Annotated in this window: 13 protein-coding genes; 7 read left to right on the forward strand and 6 right to left on the reverse strand. The window is 61.4% G+C overall.

The annotated features are described in order from the left end of the window. The first annotated feature begins 193 nt into the window (after nucleotides 1-193). From D8U82_RS16615 to D8U82_RS16640, 6 genes are all read left to right on the forward strand, one after another. Complete coding sequence (locus D8U82_RS16615) at nucleotides 194-1,210, forward strand: AraC family transcriptional regulator (RefSeq protein WP_024012945.1); 1,017 nt, start codon at nucleotides 194-196, stop codon at nucleotides 1,208-1,210. 183 nt (nucleotides 1,211-1,393) lie between these two features. Then, the gene (locus tag D8U82_RS16620; protein WP_130902543.1) at nucleotides 1,394-3,058 is read left to right on the forward strand and encodes an AMP-binding protein; all 1,665 of its coding nucleotides are present in this window, start codon (nucleotides 1,394-1,396) and stop codon (nucleotides 3,056-3,058) included. An 18-nt stretch (nucleotides 3,059-3,076) separates the two neighbouring features. Next, a complete protein-coding gene (locus D8U82_RS16625) occupies nucleotides 3,077-3,838 on the forward strand; it encodes an SDR family NAD(P)-dependent oxidoreductase (protein WP_041480381.1) in 762 nt (253 codons plus the stop codon). 12 nt (nucleotides 3,839-3,850) lie between these two features. Then, nucleotides 3,851-5,044, forward strand: a complete 1,194-nt coding sequence (locus D8U82_RS16630; RefSeq protein ID WP_130902544.1) for an acetyl-CoA C-acyltransferase — start codon at nucleotides 3,851-3,853, stop codon at nucleotides 5,042-5,044. A gap of 142 nt (nucleotides 5,045-5,186) precedes the next feature. Continuing rightward, complete coding sequence (locus tag D8U82_RS16635; RefSeq protein ID WP_073474453.1) at nucleotides 5,187-6,314, forward strand: acyl-CoA dehydrogenase; 1,128 nt, start codon at nucleotides 5,187-5,189, stop codon at nucleotides 6,312-6,314. 15 nt (nucleotides 6,315-6,329) lie between these two features. After that, a complete protein-coding gene (locus D8U82_RS16640; RefSeq protein WP_016774718.1) occupies nucleotides 6,330-7,103 on the forward strand; it encodes an enoyl-CoA hydratase in 774 nt (257 codons plus the stop codon). A 172-nt stretch (nucleotides 7,104-7,275) separates the two neighbouring features. On the opposite strand, the gene D8U82_RS16645 is transcribed toward D8U82_RS16640, so the two are convergent. The 5 genes from D8U82_RS16645 to D8U82_RS16665 all read right to left on the reverse strand — a co-directional run bounded on the left by D8U82_RS16645 (nucleotide 7,276) and on the right by D8U82_RS16665 (nucleotide 13,324). Continuing rightward, nucleotides 7,276-8,427, reverse strand: a complete 1,152-nt coding sequence (locus D8U82_RS16645) for an acyl-CoA dehydrogenase family protein (protein WP_123442493.1) — start codon at nucleotides 8,425-8,427, stop codon at nucleotides 7,276-7,278. A 3-nt stretch (nucleotides 8,428-8,430) separates the two neighbouring features. Then, nucleotides 8,431-9,537 (reverse strand): enoyl-CoA hydratase/isomerase family protein, encoded by a 1,107-nt coding sequence (locus tag D8U82_RS16650; RefSeq protein ID WP_130902545.1) that lies wholly within the window; start codon nucleotides 9,535-9,537, stop codon nucleotides 8,431-8,433. A gap of 142 nt (nucleotides 9,538-9,679) precedes the next feature. Further along, nucleotides 9,680-10,366, reverse strand: a complete 687-nt coding sequence (locus tag D8U82_RS16655) for an HPP family protein (protein WP_024012953.1) — start codon at nucleotides 10,364-10,366, stop codon at nucleotides 9,680-9,682. Nucleotides 10,367-10,523: 157 nt separating this feature from the next. Continuing rightward, nucleotides 10,524-11,702, reverse strand: coding sequence for an MFS transporter (locus D8U82_RS16660; protein WP_130902546.1), 1,179 nt, complete (start codon nucleotides 11,700-11,702; stop codon nucleotides 10,524-10,526). A 242-nt stretch (nucleotides 11,703-11,944) separates the two neighbouring features. Continuing rightward, the gene (locus D8U82_RS16665; protein ID WP_130902547.1) at nucleotides 11,945-13,324 is read right to left on the reverse strand and encodes a UDP-glucose/GDP-mannose dehydrogenase family protein; all 1,380 of its coding nucleotides are present in this window, start codon (nucleotides 13,322-13,324) and stop codon (nucleotides 11,945-11,947) included. A gap of 243 nt (nucleotides 13,325-13,567) precedes the next feature. Between D8U82_RS16665 and D8U82_RS16670 the strand changes: the two genes are divergently transcribed. After that, entirely contained in the window at nucleotides 13,568-14,506 is a 939-nt protein-coding gene (locus D8U82_RS16670) for a tyrosine-type recombinase/integrase (protein ID WP_307845070.1), read from the forward strand. A gap of 5 nt (nucleotides 14,507-14,511) precedes the next feature. Here D8U82_RS16670 and D8U82_RS16675 read toward each other — a convergent pair whose 3' ends face one another. Beyond that, on the reverse strand, nucleotides 14,512-15,063 hold the full coding sequence (locus D8U82_RS16675) for a PqiC family protein (protein ID WP_130902548.1): 552 nt from the start codon (nucleotides 15,061-15,063) through the stop codon (nucleotides 14,512-14,514). Nucleotides 15,064-15,076 lie beyond the last annotated feature (13 nt).

The raw sequence follows: 15,076 nt of genomic DNA on the forward strand, positions 1-15,076 counted from the left end.
CTGTTCGTCCCACCACCCCTTCAAGTCTAACCATACAAGCGAGCTTGCTCGCGAATGCGGTATGCCTGTGACATTTGTTTATCTGACACACCGCGTTCGCGAGCAGGCTCGCTCCCACATTGGCCCTGCGGTGACTTCAGCAGCTGGGTTAAGATGCCCACCACCCAAAAAACAACAAGGCTCACCTCGCTCCATGGCAGAAAAAGACACCATTGCCATTCAACTGGTGCGCGAAGCGCTGCTGCAAAGTTGTGCCCCGGGCGCGGCGACGGATGAGGCGTTGAGCAAGGTCGGCATCGATCCGGCTTTGTTAGCGGCCGATGAGGGCAGGGTGCCGGCCTCGCAATACGCCAGACTCTGGCGCCTGCTGGCACGACGCGGTGATGACGAGTTCTTCGGCATGGACCCACGCCCGCTCAAGTCCGGCAGCCTGGCGTTTCTGTGTCGCAGCGCAATGGCGCAACCGACGCTGGCGGCGGCGCTGGATACCGGTCTGACGTTCCTGTCGCTGATGCTGGAAAAACTGCCGGCGCAACTGGTGCATCAGCAGAGCCTGGCGGAAATCGTCCTGCTCGAAGACGACGCCGAACCGCGCCGCGCCTTCACCTATTTCACTTACTGGATGATCGTGCACGGCGTCGCGTGCTGGCTGGCCGGGCGGCGGATTCCGATTCTCGCCATTGAACTGCGCTGCGCCGAACCGGATTTCACTGATGACTATCGGGTGATGTTTTCGGAAAACCTGCGTTTCGAACGTCCGCGAACACGAATGATCTTTTCCGCCGATTGTCTCGATCTGCCGATCAAGCGCAGTGCCGAAGAACTCAAGCGCTTCCTGGCCCAGGCGCCGGCGAACATTCTGGTCAAGTACCGCGACCCCGACAGCCTCGCCAGCCGAATCAAGCAGGATCTGCGGCAAGTGCCCGCCGAGCACTGGCCGGAAACCGAGGCGCTGGCCCAGCAACTGTGCATGTCCGCGTCGACATTACGCCGGCGTCTGGCCGAGGAAGGGCAGACTTATCAGGGTCTCAAGGACAGCGTGCGAAAGGAATTGGCAATCACCTGGCTGGCAGAGCCCTCGATCAGTTTCGTCGAGATTGCTGCACGGCTGGGCTTTGCGGATGCCAGTTCGTTCTACAAGGCGTTTCGCAAATGGTCCGGGTCGAACCCGGGGCATTACCGCACGCTGATCCTCAATGAGGTGGTCTGACCCGACGCCTTCGCGAGCAGGCTCGCTCCCACCCAGGGCCGCGTGACCATTCCCTTAAAAGGCTTGGCCAAACCAGTCAGCCACTTTGATAACTTTGACCATTGCCCCGAGCCCCGCGCGGCGCGACTATCCCTGTGTTGTTTACGGTTCCCAGCCTAATAAAAACACCGAGGGATTCTGGCAATGCGCGATTACTTGTCTGCCACCGAACAGTTCAACTATCAGCACACCGTCGATGCATCGCTCAGCGGCACGCTCGCTGCGCTCAACGCCTGCGTCGAATGTTGCGACCGCCATGCCTTGCCCGGGCGTATTGCGTTGTTCTGGGAAGGTCGCGACGGCTCAAGTGCGACTTACACCTTCACTGATCTGCAAGACAAAGCCGCGCGTTTCGCCAATTTCCTCCTCGCCCAGGGCGTGCAGAAGGGCGACAAGGTCGCCGGCCTGCTGCCGCGCAACGTCGAATTACTCATCACCGTGCTCGCCACCTGGCGCATCGGCGCGGTGTATCAGCCGCTGTTTACCGCATTCGGGCCGAAAGCTCTTGAACATCGCCTGAACAGTTCCGGGGCGAAAGTCGTCGTCACCGACGCGGTCAATCGGCCCAAGCTCAGTGAAGTCAGCGCATGCCCGACCATCGTCACCGTTGGTGGAGCCAAAGGTCAGGGCATCGTACGTGGTGATTTCAGTTTCTGGGCTGAGCTGGCCAACTATTCCAATGTTTGCGAACCGGTGTTACTGACCGGCGAAGACCCGTTCCTGCTGATGTTCACCTCGGGTACCACGGGGCCGGCGAAAGCGCTGTCAGTGCCGCTCAAAGCCATCGTCGCCTTTCAGAGCTACACCCGTGATGCGGTGGACCTGCGTCCTGAAGACGCGTTCTGGAATGTCGCCGATCCGGGCTGGGCCTATGGCATTTATTTCGGCGTGACCGGGCCGTTGGCGCTGGGCCACCCGATTACCTTCTACGATGGCCCGTTCACCCTCGAAAGCACCTGCCGGGTGATCAACAAATACGGCATTACCAATCTCACCGGCTCGCCCACTGCCTATCGTTTGCTGATTGCCGGTGGCGAGGAGTTCGCCAGATCGATCAAGGGCAAACTGCGCATCGTCAGCAGCGCCGGTGAGCCGCTGAACCCGGAAGTGATCCGCTGGTTCGCCGATAACCTCGGCGTGGTCATTCACGACCATTACGGCCAGACCGAACTGGGCATGGTGCTGTGCAACCACCACGGCCTTGAGCACCCGGTGCATGTCGGCGCCGCTGGTTTCGCTTCGCCGGGCCATCGCATCGTCGTGCTCGATGAGCAATACAACGAACTCGGCGTCGGTCAGCCGGGCATTCTCGCCATCGACCGCCCGCAGTCACCGATGTGCTGGTTCGGCGGCTACGAAGGCGCGCCGACCAAGGCCTTCGTCGGCAACTACTACCTGAGCGGCGACACCGTGGAGTGGAACCCGGACGGCAGCATAAGCTTCGTCGGCCGCAGTGATGATGTGATCACCACTTCGGGCTACCGCGTCGGCCCGTTCGACGTGGAAAGTGCCCTGATCGAACACCCGGCCGTGGTCGAAGCGGCGGTCGTCGGCAAGCCCGACCCGGAACGCACCGAACTGGTCAAAGCCTTCGTCGTGCTGAGCGCGCAGTACCGCGCCGCGCCGGAGCTGGCCGAAGAACTGCGCCAACACGTGCGCAAGCGTCTGGCCGCGCATTCGTACCCACGTGAAATCGAGTTTGTCAGCGAATTGCCCAAAACCCCGAGTGGCAAATTGCAGCGCTTTATCTTGCGCAACCAGGAAATCGCCAAGGCTCAAGAGGCTGCGGCGCACAACGTTTCAGCTTGAATCCAAGGAAACACCGTCATGCAGATCGAGAACAAGGTTTTTATCGTCACCGGCGGCGCCTCCGGCCTTGGTGCCGCCAGCGCTGAATTGCTGGTCAGTGCCGGCGCCAAAGTCATGCTGGTCGACATGAACGCCGAAGCCGTCGCCGCTCAGGCTCAGCGCCTGGGTGCGCAAAGCGTGGTTGCCGACATCAGCAATGAAGCCGCCGCCGAAGCCGCTGTGCAGGCGACCGTTGCCGCATTTGGCAGCCTCAACGGCCTGATCAACTGCGCGGGCATCGTGCGTGGCGAGAAGATCCTCGGCAAGAATGGCCCTCACGCGCTCAGCAGCTTTGCGCAAGTGATCAACGTCAACCTGATCGGCAGTTTCAACATGCTGCGCCTGGCTGCGGCGGCGATCGCCGAGAGCGAAGCCAATGCTGACGGCGAGCGTGGAGTGATCATCAACACCGCCTCGGTCGCAGCGTTCGACGGCCAGATTGGCCAGGCCGCGTACTCGGCATCCAAAGGCGCGATCGCCAGCCTGACCCTGCCGGCCGCCCGCGAACTGGCGCGCTTCGGCATCCGCGTGATGACCATCGCACCGGGCATTTTCGAAACGCCGATGATGGCTGGCATGACCCCGGAAGTGCGCGACTCGCTGGCCGCTGGTGTGCCATTCCCGCCGCGTCTGGGCAAGCCTGCCGAATACGCCGCGCTGGTGCGCCACATCATCGAAAACAGCATGCTCAACGGCGAGGTGATCCGTCTCGACGGCGCCTTGCGCATGGCCGCCAAGTAAGGAGGATTAGTCATGACTATTGCCAACGATCCGATTGTTATCGTCAGCGCCGTCCGCACACCGATGGGCGGTTTTCAAGGTGAACTGAAAAGCCTCAGCGCACCGCAACTCGGCGCGGCGGCGATCAAGGCTGCGGTCGAACGCGCCGGTGTCGCCAGTGATGCGGTTGATGAAGTTCTGTTCGGCTGCGTACTGCCTGCCGGCCTCGGCCAGGCGCCGGCACGTCAGGCCGCACTGGGCGCCGGGCTGGATAAATCGACGCGCTGCACCACGGTGAACAAGATGTGCGGCTCGGGCATGCAGACCACCATCATGGCTCACGACATGCTGCTTGCCGGCAGTGCCGACGTGGTGATCGCCGGCGGCATGGAAAGCATGTCCAACTCGCCTTACCTGCTCGACCGAGCCCGCGCCGGCTATCGCATGGGCCATGGCCGCGTGCTCGATTCGATGTTCCTCGACGGCCTCGAAGACGCCTACGACAAGGGCCGCCTGATGGGCACCTTCGCTGAGGATTGCGCCGAGGCCAACGGCTTCAGCCGCGAGGCGCAGGACGCTTTCGCCATTACCTCGACCACCCGCGCGCAACAGGCGATCAAGGACGGCAGCTTCAAGGACGAAATCGTCCCGCTGACGGTGACCGTCGGCAAAGAGCAGGTAGTGATCAGCAACGATGAGCAGCCGCCAAAAGCCAAACTCGACAAGGTTGCCTCGCTGAAACCGGCGTTCCGCGAGGGCGGCACGGTCACCGCAGCCAACTCCAGCTCGATCTCCGACGGCGCGGCCGCGCTGGTGCTGATGCGCCAGTCCCACGCGCAGCAACTGGGCCTCAAGCCGCTGGCGGTGATTCATGGCCACGCTGCGTTCGCTGATACGCCTGGCTTGTTTCCCACCGCACCGATTGGCGCGATCAAGAAACTGGTGAAGAAGACCGGTTGGGCGCTGGATCAAGTGGATCTGTTTGAAGTGAACGAAGCGTTTGCCGTGGTCGGCATGGCGGCGATGACGCACCTGGAGATTCCCCACGACAAGCTCAACGTGCACGGCGGCGCCTGCGCGCTGGGCCATCCGATCGGTGCGTCGGGGGCGCGGATTCTGGTGACGTTGCTGGCGGCACTGCGGCAGAAACAGCTCAAGCGCGGCATTGCAGCGATCTGCATTGGCGGCGGCGAAGCCACGGCCATGGCTGTGGAATGCGTTTACTGAAGGCATCGCCGATCAACTGTGGGAGCGAGCCTGCTCGCGAAGACGTCGTTTCAGCCGGCACATGCGTGACTGAGACACCGCTTTCGCGAGCAGGCTCGCTCCCACAGGGTTCTATGTCGTACTCAGATTTGAAGGAATCACCATGATCCCCAACGAAGACCAAACCCAGATCCGCGACATGGCCCGGCAGTTTGCCGAGGAGCGGCTCAAGCCGTTCGCCGCCGAGTGGGATCGCGAACACCGTTTCCCCAAGGAAGCCATCGCCGAGATGGCCGAGCTGGGCTTTTTCGGCATGCTCGTGCCGGAGCAGTGGGGCGGCTGTGACACCGGCTACCTCGCGTACGCCATGGCCCTGGAAGAAATCGCCGCCGGCGACGGTGCCTGTTCGACGATCATGAGCGTGCACAACTCGGTCGGCTGCGTGCCGATTCTCAAGTTCGGCAATGACGACCAGCGTGAACGCTTCCTCAAACCGTTGGCCAGCGGCGCCATGCTCGGTGCGTTCGCGCTGACCGAACCGCAGGCCGGTTCCGATGCCAGCAGCCTGAAAACCCGCGCACGACTGGAAGGCGATCACTACGTGCTCAACGGCTGCAAACAGTTCATCACCTCCGGGCAGAACGCCGGCATCGTGATCGTGTTTGCCGTGACTGACCCGAGCGCCGGCAAACGCGGGATCAGCGCGTTTATCGTGCCGACCGACTCGCCCGGCTACAAAGTCGCGCGAGTCGAAGACAAACTCGGCCAGCACGCCTCCGACACCTGCCAGATCCTCTTCGAAGATGTGAAAGTGCCGGTGGCCAACCGCCTTGGCGAGGAGGGCGAGGGCTACAAGATTGCCTTGGCCAACCTTGAAGGCGGCCGCGTCGGTATCGCCTCACAAGCCGTCGGCATGGCCCGCGCCGCATTCGAAGCCGCCCGTGATTACGCCCGCGAGCGAGACACCTTCGGCAAGCCGATCATCGAGCATCAGGCCGTGGCGTTCCGCCTGGCGGACATGGCCACGCAAATTGCCGTCGCCCGGCAAATGGTGCATTACGCCGCAGCCTTGCGTGACAGCGGCCAACCGGCGCTGGTCGAGGCGTCGATGGCCAAGCTGTTCGCCTCGGAAATGGCCGAGAAGGTCTGTTCCATGGCCTTGCAAACCCTCGGCGGTTACGGTTACCTCAACGACTTCCCGCTGGAACGCATCTACCGCGACGTGCGCGTCTGCCAGATCTACGAAGGCACCAGCGACATTCAGCGCATGGTCATTTCGCGCAATCTCTGACAAGGAATTTTATTCATGACTTACGAAACGATTCTGCTGGAAACTCGCGACCGCGTCGGCCTGATCACCCTCAACCGGCCACAGGCGCTGAACGCGCTGAACGCGCAACTGGTCAGCGAAGTGAACCACGCCCTCGATACGCTGGAAGCCGATGCGCACATTGGCTGCATCGTCCTCACCGGTTCGAAAAAAGCTTTTGCCGCCGGCGCGGACATCAAGGAAATGGCTGAGCTGACCTATCCGCAGATATACATGGACGATCTGTTCAGCGACAGCGATCGAGTGGCCAACCGGCGCAAGCCGATCATTGCGGCGGTCAATGGTTTTGCCCTTGGCGGAGGTTGTGAACTGGCGCTGATGTGCGACTTCATCCTGGCCGGCGACAACGCCAGATTCGGCCAGCCGGAAATCAACCTCGGCGTGCTGCCGGGCATGGGCGGCACCCAGCGCCTGACCCGCGCCGTGGGCAAAGCCAAAGCCATGGAAATGTGCCTGAGCGGGCGCATGATCGACGCCGTGGAGGCCGAGCGTTGCGGCATCGTCGCGCGCATCGTGCCGAGCGATGAGCTGCTTGATGAAGCGCTGAAAGTCGCGGCAGTGATCGCCGGCAAGTCGCTGCCGATTGCGATGATGATCAAGGAGAGCGTCAACCGCGCGTTCGAGGTCAATCTGAGCGAAGGCGTGCGCTTTGAGCGACGGGTGTTCCATGCCGCGTTTGCGACGCAGGATCAGAAGGAAGGGATGGCGGCGTTTATTGCCAAGCGTGAGGCTGCATTCCAAGGCAAATAGTGTGTGACCTTCAAAAGCCCCTCACCCTAGCCCTCTCCCCAAGGAGAGGGGACTGACCGCGTGATATGGGCAAATTACGCCGACCTGAAAGGTTGCCGCTGAATCCGTAACCGACTCGGTCGGCTCCCTCTCCCTGGGGAGAGGGCTGGGGTGAGGTGAAGGGCCAACGCCATTACAACTGGTAGTTCTTCAAATCCCGCGCAATCACCATCCGCTGTATCTCGCTCGACCCTTCATAGATCTGGGTAATCCGCGCATCGCGGTAGTACTTCTCGACTGGGTAATCCTCCAGATAGCCATAGCCGCCATGGATCTGGATCGCCGACGAACACACTTTCTCGGCCATTTCCGACGCGAACAGCTTGGCCTGTGAGGCCTCGGACAAGCATGGTTTACCCGCCGTGCGCAGCCGCGCTGCATGGAGGATCAGCAACCGTGCGGCGTTGATCTGCATGTGCATGTCAGCCAGCAGATTGGCGATGCTCTGGTGCTCAATGATCGGCTTGTCGAATTGCACCCGGTCTTTCGAGTAGGCCAACGCCGCTTCAAACGCTGCCCGGGCGATACCCAATGCCTGCGCGGCGATGCCGATGCGTCCGCCTTCAAGGTTGGACAGGGCAATCGCCAGGCCCTTGCCGCGTTCGCCGAGCAGATTGGCCTCGGGGATGCTGCAGTTGTTCAGCGTCACCGCGCAGGTGTCGGAGGCGCGGATGCCCATTTTGTGTTCGGTGCGATCGACGATGAAACCCGGTGTGTCGGTGGGCACCAGAAACGCTGACAGGCCTTTTTTGCCGAGATCCGGATCGGTTACCGCGAAGACGATCGCCAGTTTCGCCCGTTTGCCATTGCTGACGAATTGCTTGGCACCGTTGATCACCCATTGGCCGTCGCGCAGTTCGGCGCGGGTGCGCAGGTTGTGTGCTTCGGAGCCGGCCTGGGGTTCGGTCAGGCAGAAACAACCGATGGTCTGCCCACTGGCCAGATCAGCCAGCCAGGTCTGTTTCTGTTCGGCGCTGCCGTAGTTGAGCACCGGCCCGCAGCCTACCGAGTTGTGGATGCTCATGAACGCGCCGGTCGCGCCGTCACCGGCAGAGATTTCCTCAACCGCCAGGGCATAGGCGACGTAATCGACGTAGGTGCCACCCCATTCCTCGGGCACGACCATGCCGAGCAGGCCCAGCTCGCCCATCTTCGCCACCAGGGCGTCGTCGATCCAGCCAGCCTTTTCCCAGGCCTGGGCGTGGGGCGCGATTTCGCCACGGGCAAAATCCCGGGCCATGTCGCGGATCATCACTTGTTCTTCAGTCAGTTCGAGATCGTGCATGACTCAGCTCCCGCTCTCATCAAAACCATGGAAGAAGCTCGCAACCTGCGCAGCGTCCAGCTCAGCAACGGTCGGCGGGTTCCAGCGCGGTGACTTGTCCTTGTCGATCAGCAGGGCGCGCACGCCTTCGATCAGGTCGCCACGGGCAAACCACTGGCGGTCCAGATGCAGCTCCAGCGCAAAGCAATTCTCCAGACTCAGGTGCCTGCCGCGACGGAGCATGTCCAGGGTCACGGCCATGGCCAGCGGCGAGCGGGTTTCCAGCAGATCCGCCGTGGTGACCGCCCATTCGTGGCTGTCGGCGACGGTGACGGCGCGCAATTGCTCGATCATGCTCGGCACGTCGGGCAGGGCGAAGAAGTGGTCGATGGCCGGGCGCAATGCTTGGAGGGGCGCATCGGGCAGGGTTTGTACGGCGTGCTTGGCCAGCAGGTTCTGCAGCGACTTGAGCGGCGTGTCCTGCCACTCCATCTGATCGAGTTTTTCGTCGAGCAGGGCCAGTTTGCTGCTGTCCAGATACCAGTCGGCGAGGCCGCAGTACAGCGCATCGGCCGCGCGAATCTGCACGCCGCTGACACCCAGATAAATTCCCAGCTCACCGGGAATGCGTGGCAGGAAATAACTGCCGCCGACGTCGGGGAAATAACCGATGGCCACTTCCGGCATCGCCAGTCGGCTCTTCTCGGTGACCACGCGCAGATCGGCGCCTTGTACCAGGCCCATGCCACCGCCGAGGACGAAACCGTCCATCAGGGCCAGCACCGGTTTGCGGTAGTGATGAATCGTCAGGTCGAGGGCGTATTCCTCGACGAAGAAATCTTCGTGCAGCGTGTCGCCGCTCTTGTAGCTGTCGTACAGCGAACGAATATCACCGCCGGCGCAGAAAGCCTTTTCGCCGGCACCGCGCAATACCACGGCGTGCACATCGGCGTCAGACGCCCAGGCATCGAGCTGCTGTTGCAGCAGACGCACCATGTCCAGGGTGATTGCATTGAGGCCCGCAGGGCGGTTGAGGGTCAGGTGGCCGATATGGTTGCGCACCTCGGCCAGCACGTCGTTTTGCATGGCATCCATGGACGGGGTCCGCCGGGATGAAGCCTGAGCTGTCATCTGTAACTCCCTGCTTTTTATTGTCTTTATTCGAAAAGCCCGCGCGCGGGCGTTAGCGGATCGTAACAGTGCAAATTTGTCGTGTACAACGGGGATATGTGCAGGGGGAATCTGCGTTTTTACATGCCTCGAAATTGCGTGGTTATCGGAAGGTTTCGCTGATGCTGCGGCGCTTGGCGTGCAGTTCGCTGGCGTGGATCAGGCGTTCGAGGTCTTCGGGGGTGACGTCGATGAAGGCTTCCATGTCGGCCAGCGCAAGCTTGAGGTCTTCGGCGGTGATCGCCTGGCGGTCGACCGGGACCACTGGCGGTGCCGGGTCGGCAGCGCGTTTCGGATAGCGGATGCGGGTCAGGTTGTTATAGGCCAGCGCGCTGACGAGCATGCACAGGGCGCCGAGCATCACCGGCTCCATGGCTTTCCAGTCCATGGCGATGGTTGCAGGGTCGGCGAGCACCAGTGTCAACGCCAATGCGCCGGCCGGTGGGTGCAGGCAACGCAGCCAGCACATCAGAATCACCGCCATGCCGGCGGCGAGGCAGGCGCTGCCCAGCGTACGGCCAAGCACATGGGCGACCAGCAAGGCGACCACGCCAGCACACAGGTAGCCGCCGAGAATCGACCATGGCTGGGCGAGGGCGCCGGAGGACACGGCGAACAGCAGCACCGCCGAAGCGCCGAGCGGGCCGACCAGGTGAAAGGCAACGTCATGGCCGAACACCTGCGCGCACATCCACACGCTGAACAACGTGCCCAAGGCCATGCCGATCGCGGCACGGCTCCATTCAGTGGGGCGGGTATTGATGGCAGCGGGCAACCAGCGAGCAAGCATGTAGAACTGATCCTTTACAAAAATCCGGGGCAAAAAAAAGGACTTGTCCGGCATATCCGGAAAGCCCTCGAAGCGTTCCAACATTGGGGGAGGAACGCGCGTAGTTTGCCGATCAAACTCGATGCTGACAAATTCATATAAATGCAGTTTTAGTGCACTATTTTTGCATTGAACGGGTGCGCCGCGCGCTGACGAAGCATAGATAACCGCCCAGCGCCGCCAAGCCGCTCAGGGCGTAGAACATGCTCGGCGCCGGTGTATGCATCAGCAGAAACCCGCACAGCACCGGGCTCGCCCCACCGCCGAGTGCCGCCAGGTTCTGCGCGCCGTAGTAGCTGCCGCGCAGTGCCTCCGGGGCGAGGGCATCCACGAAGAGGAAGTCTGCCGGGTAAATGATCATTTCGCCCAAGGTGAAGATGAACATCGCCACGCACCAGCCGAGCAGGCTGTCCGCCACGCTGAAGCCAATCAACCCGACGATGAACAGCGCAGTGCCGCCAGCAATCCAGTGACGCAGGTGTTCGCGGCTGAGCCAGCGACCGACCTGGTATTGCAGCAGGATTACTGTGATTGCGTTGCAGGCGAGCAGGGCGGCCATGGTGTCCAGGGTCTGTTGCTGGGTGTGGGTGACCAGCAGGTATTGCGACAGGTACAGGGTGAAGCGTCCGTGCACCAACGTGCTGAGCAGGCAGCCAAGGGTGAACAGCACCATCGTTCTGTCGTTTTTCAGGATCATCAGCGTGTTGAGGAAACTTTGCGGCGCACTGCCGGAAGTTATCGGACTGGCATCCCGGGTCGCGCCGAGCAGCAGAAAAATACTGCCAATGGCGATCGCACCGGCAACGATGAACGGCGCGGACGGCTGCACCCCGGCAATCACCACGCCAATCATCGGTCCGACGGCGTAGCCGATATTGGTCAGCGTGTAATTGAGGGAAAACGCCTTGACCCGCTGGCCCACCGGCAGGTTTTCACTGAGGATCGCCTTGGAGCCGATCAGGAACAGCGCCGACGCGGTTTCGCTGATGATCAGCACCAGGGTGACCAGATACAGGTTCTGCGCGAAGGTCAGCAGGATCAGGCCGATACCGCTGGAGAGCATGGCCACAATCAGCAGCTGGCGCTTGTCCAGCTTGTCGATGATGTAGCCACCGTACAGCGACAGCAGCGTGGCGCTGAACACGGCGATGCCGAGCAGCAAGCCGACATCCTGCGGATTGAGGCCAAGCTTGTTGCTGAGGAAGAGCGTCAGCAACGGACTGACCAGGGCGCGGCTGATGACCACGGTCAGTGAGCTGATCATCAACCGGCGAATGAACGGCGAATAGATGGCCACGGAAGGGGAATGTCCTTATTCGGGAAGCCTGAGCGAACGCCATCCTCTCTGGGCAGCTGCCACCGGTCAAGCTGATACACCAGCGTCCCTCGGAGCACATGATTTCCCTGTGGGAGCGAGCCTGCTCGCGAAGGCGACGGATCAGTCACCTGCGATGTCGCTGACATACCGTATTCGCGAGCAGGCTCGCTCCCACAGGGTCGGTGTAGCTCATAATTTGCAATGACTCCCACAGGGCCAGTTCAAGCCACATCCGAAGCCGCCGGCCTGTGCCGCAAGGTGATCGGCAACTTGCACGATTCACCGCGCCCCATCGGGAAATACTGGAAACCATTGCGCGCCAGGCGTCCGGCGTCGTACAGGTTACGGCCGTCGAAGATGACCGGGCTGTTGAGGCGCTGTTTGATCAGCTCGAAATCCGGGGCCTTGAACTGTTGCCATTCGGTGCAGATGATCAGCGCATCGGCGCCGCCCAGTACCGATTCCGGCGTGCCCATCAGCATCAGTTTTGATTCGTTTGGATAGAGATTCTGGGTTTCCACCATGGCCTCCGGATCAAACGCGCGCACGCTGGCCCCGGCAGCCCATAAATCTTCGAGCAGAACCCGGCTCGGCGCGTCGCGCATGTCGTCGGTGTTGGGCTTGAACGCCAGGCCCCACAAGGCAAAGGTCCTGCCGCGCAAATCTCCCCGGTAGAAGGCGTTGATGCGTTCAAACAGTTTGTGTTTCTGGCGCTGGTTGATCGCTTCTACCGCTTGCAGTAGATCACTGGAGCAATGCGCCTGTTCGGCACTGTGAATCAACGCTCGCATGTCTTTGGGAAAACACGAACCGCCGTAGCCGCAACCCGGGTAGATAAAGTGATAGCCAATCCGCGTATCGGCACCGATGCCCTGGCGCACTGATTCGATGTCCGCGCCGAGGTGCTCGGCGAGTTCGGCGATCTGGTTGATGAAACTGATCTTGGTCGCCAGCATGCAGTTGGCGGCGTATTTGGTCAGCTCGGCGCTGCGCAGGTCCATGAACAGGATGCGGTCATGGTTGCGGTTGAATGGCGCGTACAGATCGCGCATCACATCGCGCACTTCCGCGCCTTCGCAACCGATGACGATACGATCCGGCCGCCGGCAATCAGCAACCGCTGAACCTTCCTTGAGAAATTCCGGGTTGGAGACGATATCAAACTGCAGCAGGCGGCCAATCTTGATCAGGGCCTTTTCGATGTGGCTGCGCAAAGCGTCACCCGTGCCCACCGGCACCGTGGACTTTTCCACGACGATCAACGGCTGTTGGCGATGCCGGGCAATCGCGTCGCCGACCGACAGCACGTAGCGCAGGTCCGCCGAACCGTCCTCGCGTGACGGCGTGCCCACCGCAATGAACGCCACCCGCCCATGCAACACCGCAAGCCGCTCATCAGTGGTGAATTGCAGGCGCTGCGAATCCAGGCCCTCGCGCACCAGACTGGCCAGCCCCGGCTCGAAAATACTGACGTGGCCCTGGCGTAACTGCTCGATTTTCTGCGCGTCGACATCCATGCACACAACGTCGTGACCGACCTCGGCCAGCACCGCCGCTTGCACCAGACCGACATAACCACTGCCAAATACCGTGATCTTCATGCCGCACTCCTGTTCGCAGTCCCTGCATCGAACATAAGAGCGCGATGTTTCAGTTCGCCTACCGTGCTGATAAAGCAGCAAACAGACCGTTCGGGGAATGCCCGATTGACTTTTACGGCCTCGAACGGCAGGTTGTCGGCCTTTCGCGGCAACCCCTGTCATTGAGTCACGCCGTTTTTTTGCGTTTCATTTCATGCATTTATTGTTTTTGTTGAATCGTTTTTTATTTCAAGGCCGTTTCGTTTGAGTGATTTGTCGAGTACCCAACCTGCACCGTCCACCAGCAATCCGCTGACCGTTTACCTGGCACGACTGGCACCTTCCAGCCAGTTGACCATGCGCTATGTGCTGCAAGATGCCGCTGACCGCCTCGGTTTCGAGGACGTCGATATCGAAGAGATCCCGTGGCACGGTCTGCAACCGGAGGACGTGGTGGCGCTGGTCGCCGCTTTGCGTGCCGACGGTTATGCACCGAACACCTCGTCGCTTTACGTGAACGCCGTGCGCGGGGTGATGAACGAGGCGTGGCGCATGAGCCTGATCAGCCAGGATCACCTGTTGAAGATGCGTTCGGTCAAGGGCATAGCCGGCACGCGGCTGTCCCAAGGGCGCAACCTCAAGCGCACGCTGATTCACGAACTGATGGAAGTCTGCGCTGCCGACCCGCGCCCGCAGGGCTTGCGTGATGCGGCGGTGATAGCGCTGCTGTACGGCACCGGCATGCGCAAGTCGGAATCGGTGGATCTGGATCTGAGTCAGGTCGACTTCAAAGAGCGCAGCCTGACCGTCACCGGCAAGGGCAACAAACAGCTGATCAAGTACGCGCCGGCCTGGGCCTTTGCCAAGCTCGATGCCTGGCTGGAACTGCGTCGTTCACAGCTCAAGGAAGGCGAGAGCGACGATGCTTTTTTGTTCAATCGCATTCGCCGGGGCAGCCACATCACCCGCGAGCGCATCACCAAACACGCGATTTACTACATCGCCCGCCAGCGCGGTACGCAGGTCGGGGTGAAAATCATGCCCCACGATTTTCGGCGTTCATTCATCACCCGGGTGATCGAAGAGCACGACCTGTCGATCGCGCAGAAACTCGCGCATCACAGCAATATCCAGACGACCGCCAACTACGATGTGCGCGATGACAACGAGCGCCGGCGGGCAGTGGATCGCTTCGATTTGTGACGCGATTAGCCCGATGAAGGGCAATTGCGCGCGGCCGTCGCAGCCTGAGTGATTTGTGCAGCAAGACGTTTGACGTTGTTCTGTTGCGCAGTCACCAGTTCTTCGATGCTTGGCCCTGAAGGCGTCTGCAACACCGAGCGACAGGTCAGTAGCGCCGCGTCTTCAGCACCCAGCGGACGCACTCGCCATTTCACGTCTATCAAGGCGTACTGGCCGGGAATCGAATCGAAGCGCTGCACGTCGATACGCACGGAGGCGCGCTGCTGGCCGACGCCACTGCTCAATTGATCGACCAGCGCGCCGCGCAACTCATCGGCAAGAGTGGCGCTCCACCAATCGGTTTCCAGAATCGCCACGCCACTATTGCCCTGGCGAATCACAATCTGCGCGCGATCGACCTGTGGCGGCACGCTGATGCTTTCAATGGCGATGTCGGCACCGTTGCGGCTGGCACCCGGTTGCGCCGGGGTCAGTGTGTGAAAGCTGATCGGGTCGCTACGGCACGCAGTCAGCAGCACGAAGGCAGCGAGCACGGTGATCTTCAACGGTAAAGCCATGGATGCAGCTCCT

The organism is Pseudomonas sp. Sample_23 (genome assembly GCF_004307595.1).
GTDB classification, from domain to species: Bacteria; Pseudomonadota; Gammaproteobacteria; order Pseudomonadales; family Pseudomonadaceae; genus Aquipseudomonas; species Aquipseudomonas atacamensis.

Excerpts from the sequence above, each read along its gene's own strand:
- D8U82_RS16615 (WP_024012945.1), top strand. The coding sequence starts at position 194 with ATGGCAGAAAAAGACACCATTGCCATTCAACTGGTGCGCGAAGCGCTG.
- D8U82_RS16620 (WP_130902543.1), top strand. The coding sequence starts at position 1,394 with ATGCGCGATTACTTGTCTGCCACCGAACAGTTCAACTATCAGCACACC.
- D8U82_RS16625 (WP_041480381.1), top strand. The coding sequence starts at position 3,077 with ATGCAGATCGAGAACAAGGTTTTTATCGTCACCGGCGGCGCCTCCGGC.
- D8U82_RS16630 (WP_130902544.1), top strand. The coding sequence starts at position 3,851 with ATGACTATTGCCAACGATCCGATTGTTATCGTCAGCGCCGTCCGCACA.
- D8U82_RS16635 (WP_073474453.1), top strand. The coding sequence starts at position 5,187 with ATGATCCCCAACGAAGACCAAACCCAGATCCGCGACATGGCCCGGCAG.
- D8U82_RS16640 (WP_016774718.1), top strand. The coding sequence starts at position 6,330 with ATGACTTACGAAACGATTCTGCTGGAAACTCGCGACCGCGTCGGCCTG.
- D8U82_RS16645 (WP_123442493.1), bottom strand. The coding sequence starts at position 8,427 with ATGCACGATCTCGAACTGACTGAAGAACAAGTGATGATCCGCGACATG.
- D8U82_RS16650 (WP_130902545.1), bottom strand. The coding sequence starts at position 9,537 with ATGACAGCTCAGGCTTCATCCCGGCGGACCCCGTCCATGGATGCCATG.
- D8U82_RS16655 (WP_024012953.1), bottom strand. The coding sequence starts at position 10,366 with ATGCTTGCTCGCTGGTTGCCCGCTGCCATCAATACCCGCCCCACTGAA.
- D8U82_RS16665 (WP_130902547.1), bottom strand. The coding sequence starts at position 13,324 with ATGAAGATCACGGTATTTGGCAGTGGTTATGTCGGTCTGGTGCAAGCG.
- D8U82_RS16675 (WP_130902548.1), bottom strand. The coding sequence starts at position 15,063 with ATGGCTTTACCGTTGAAGATCACCGTGCTCGCTGCCTTCGTGCTGCTG.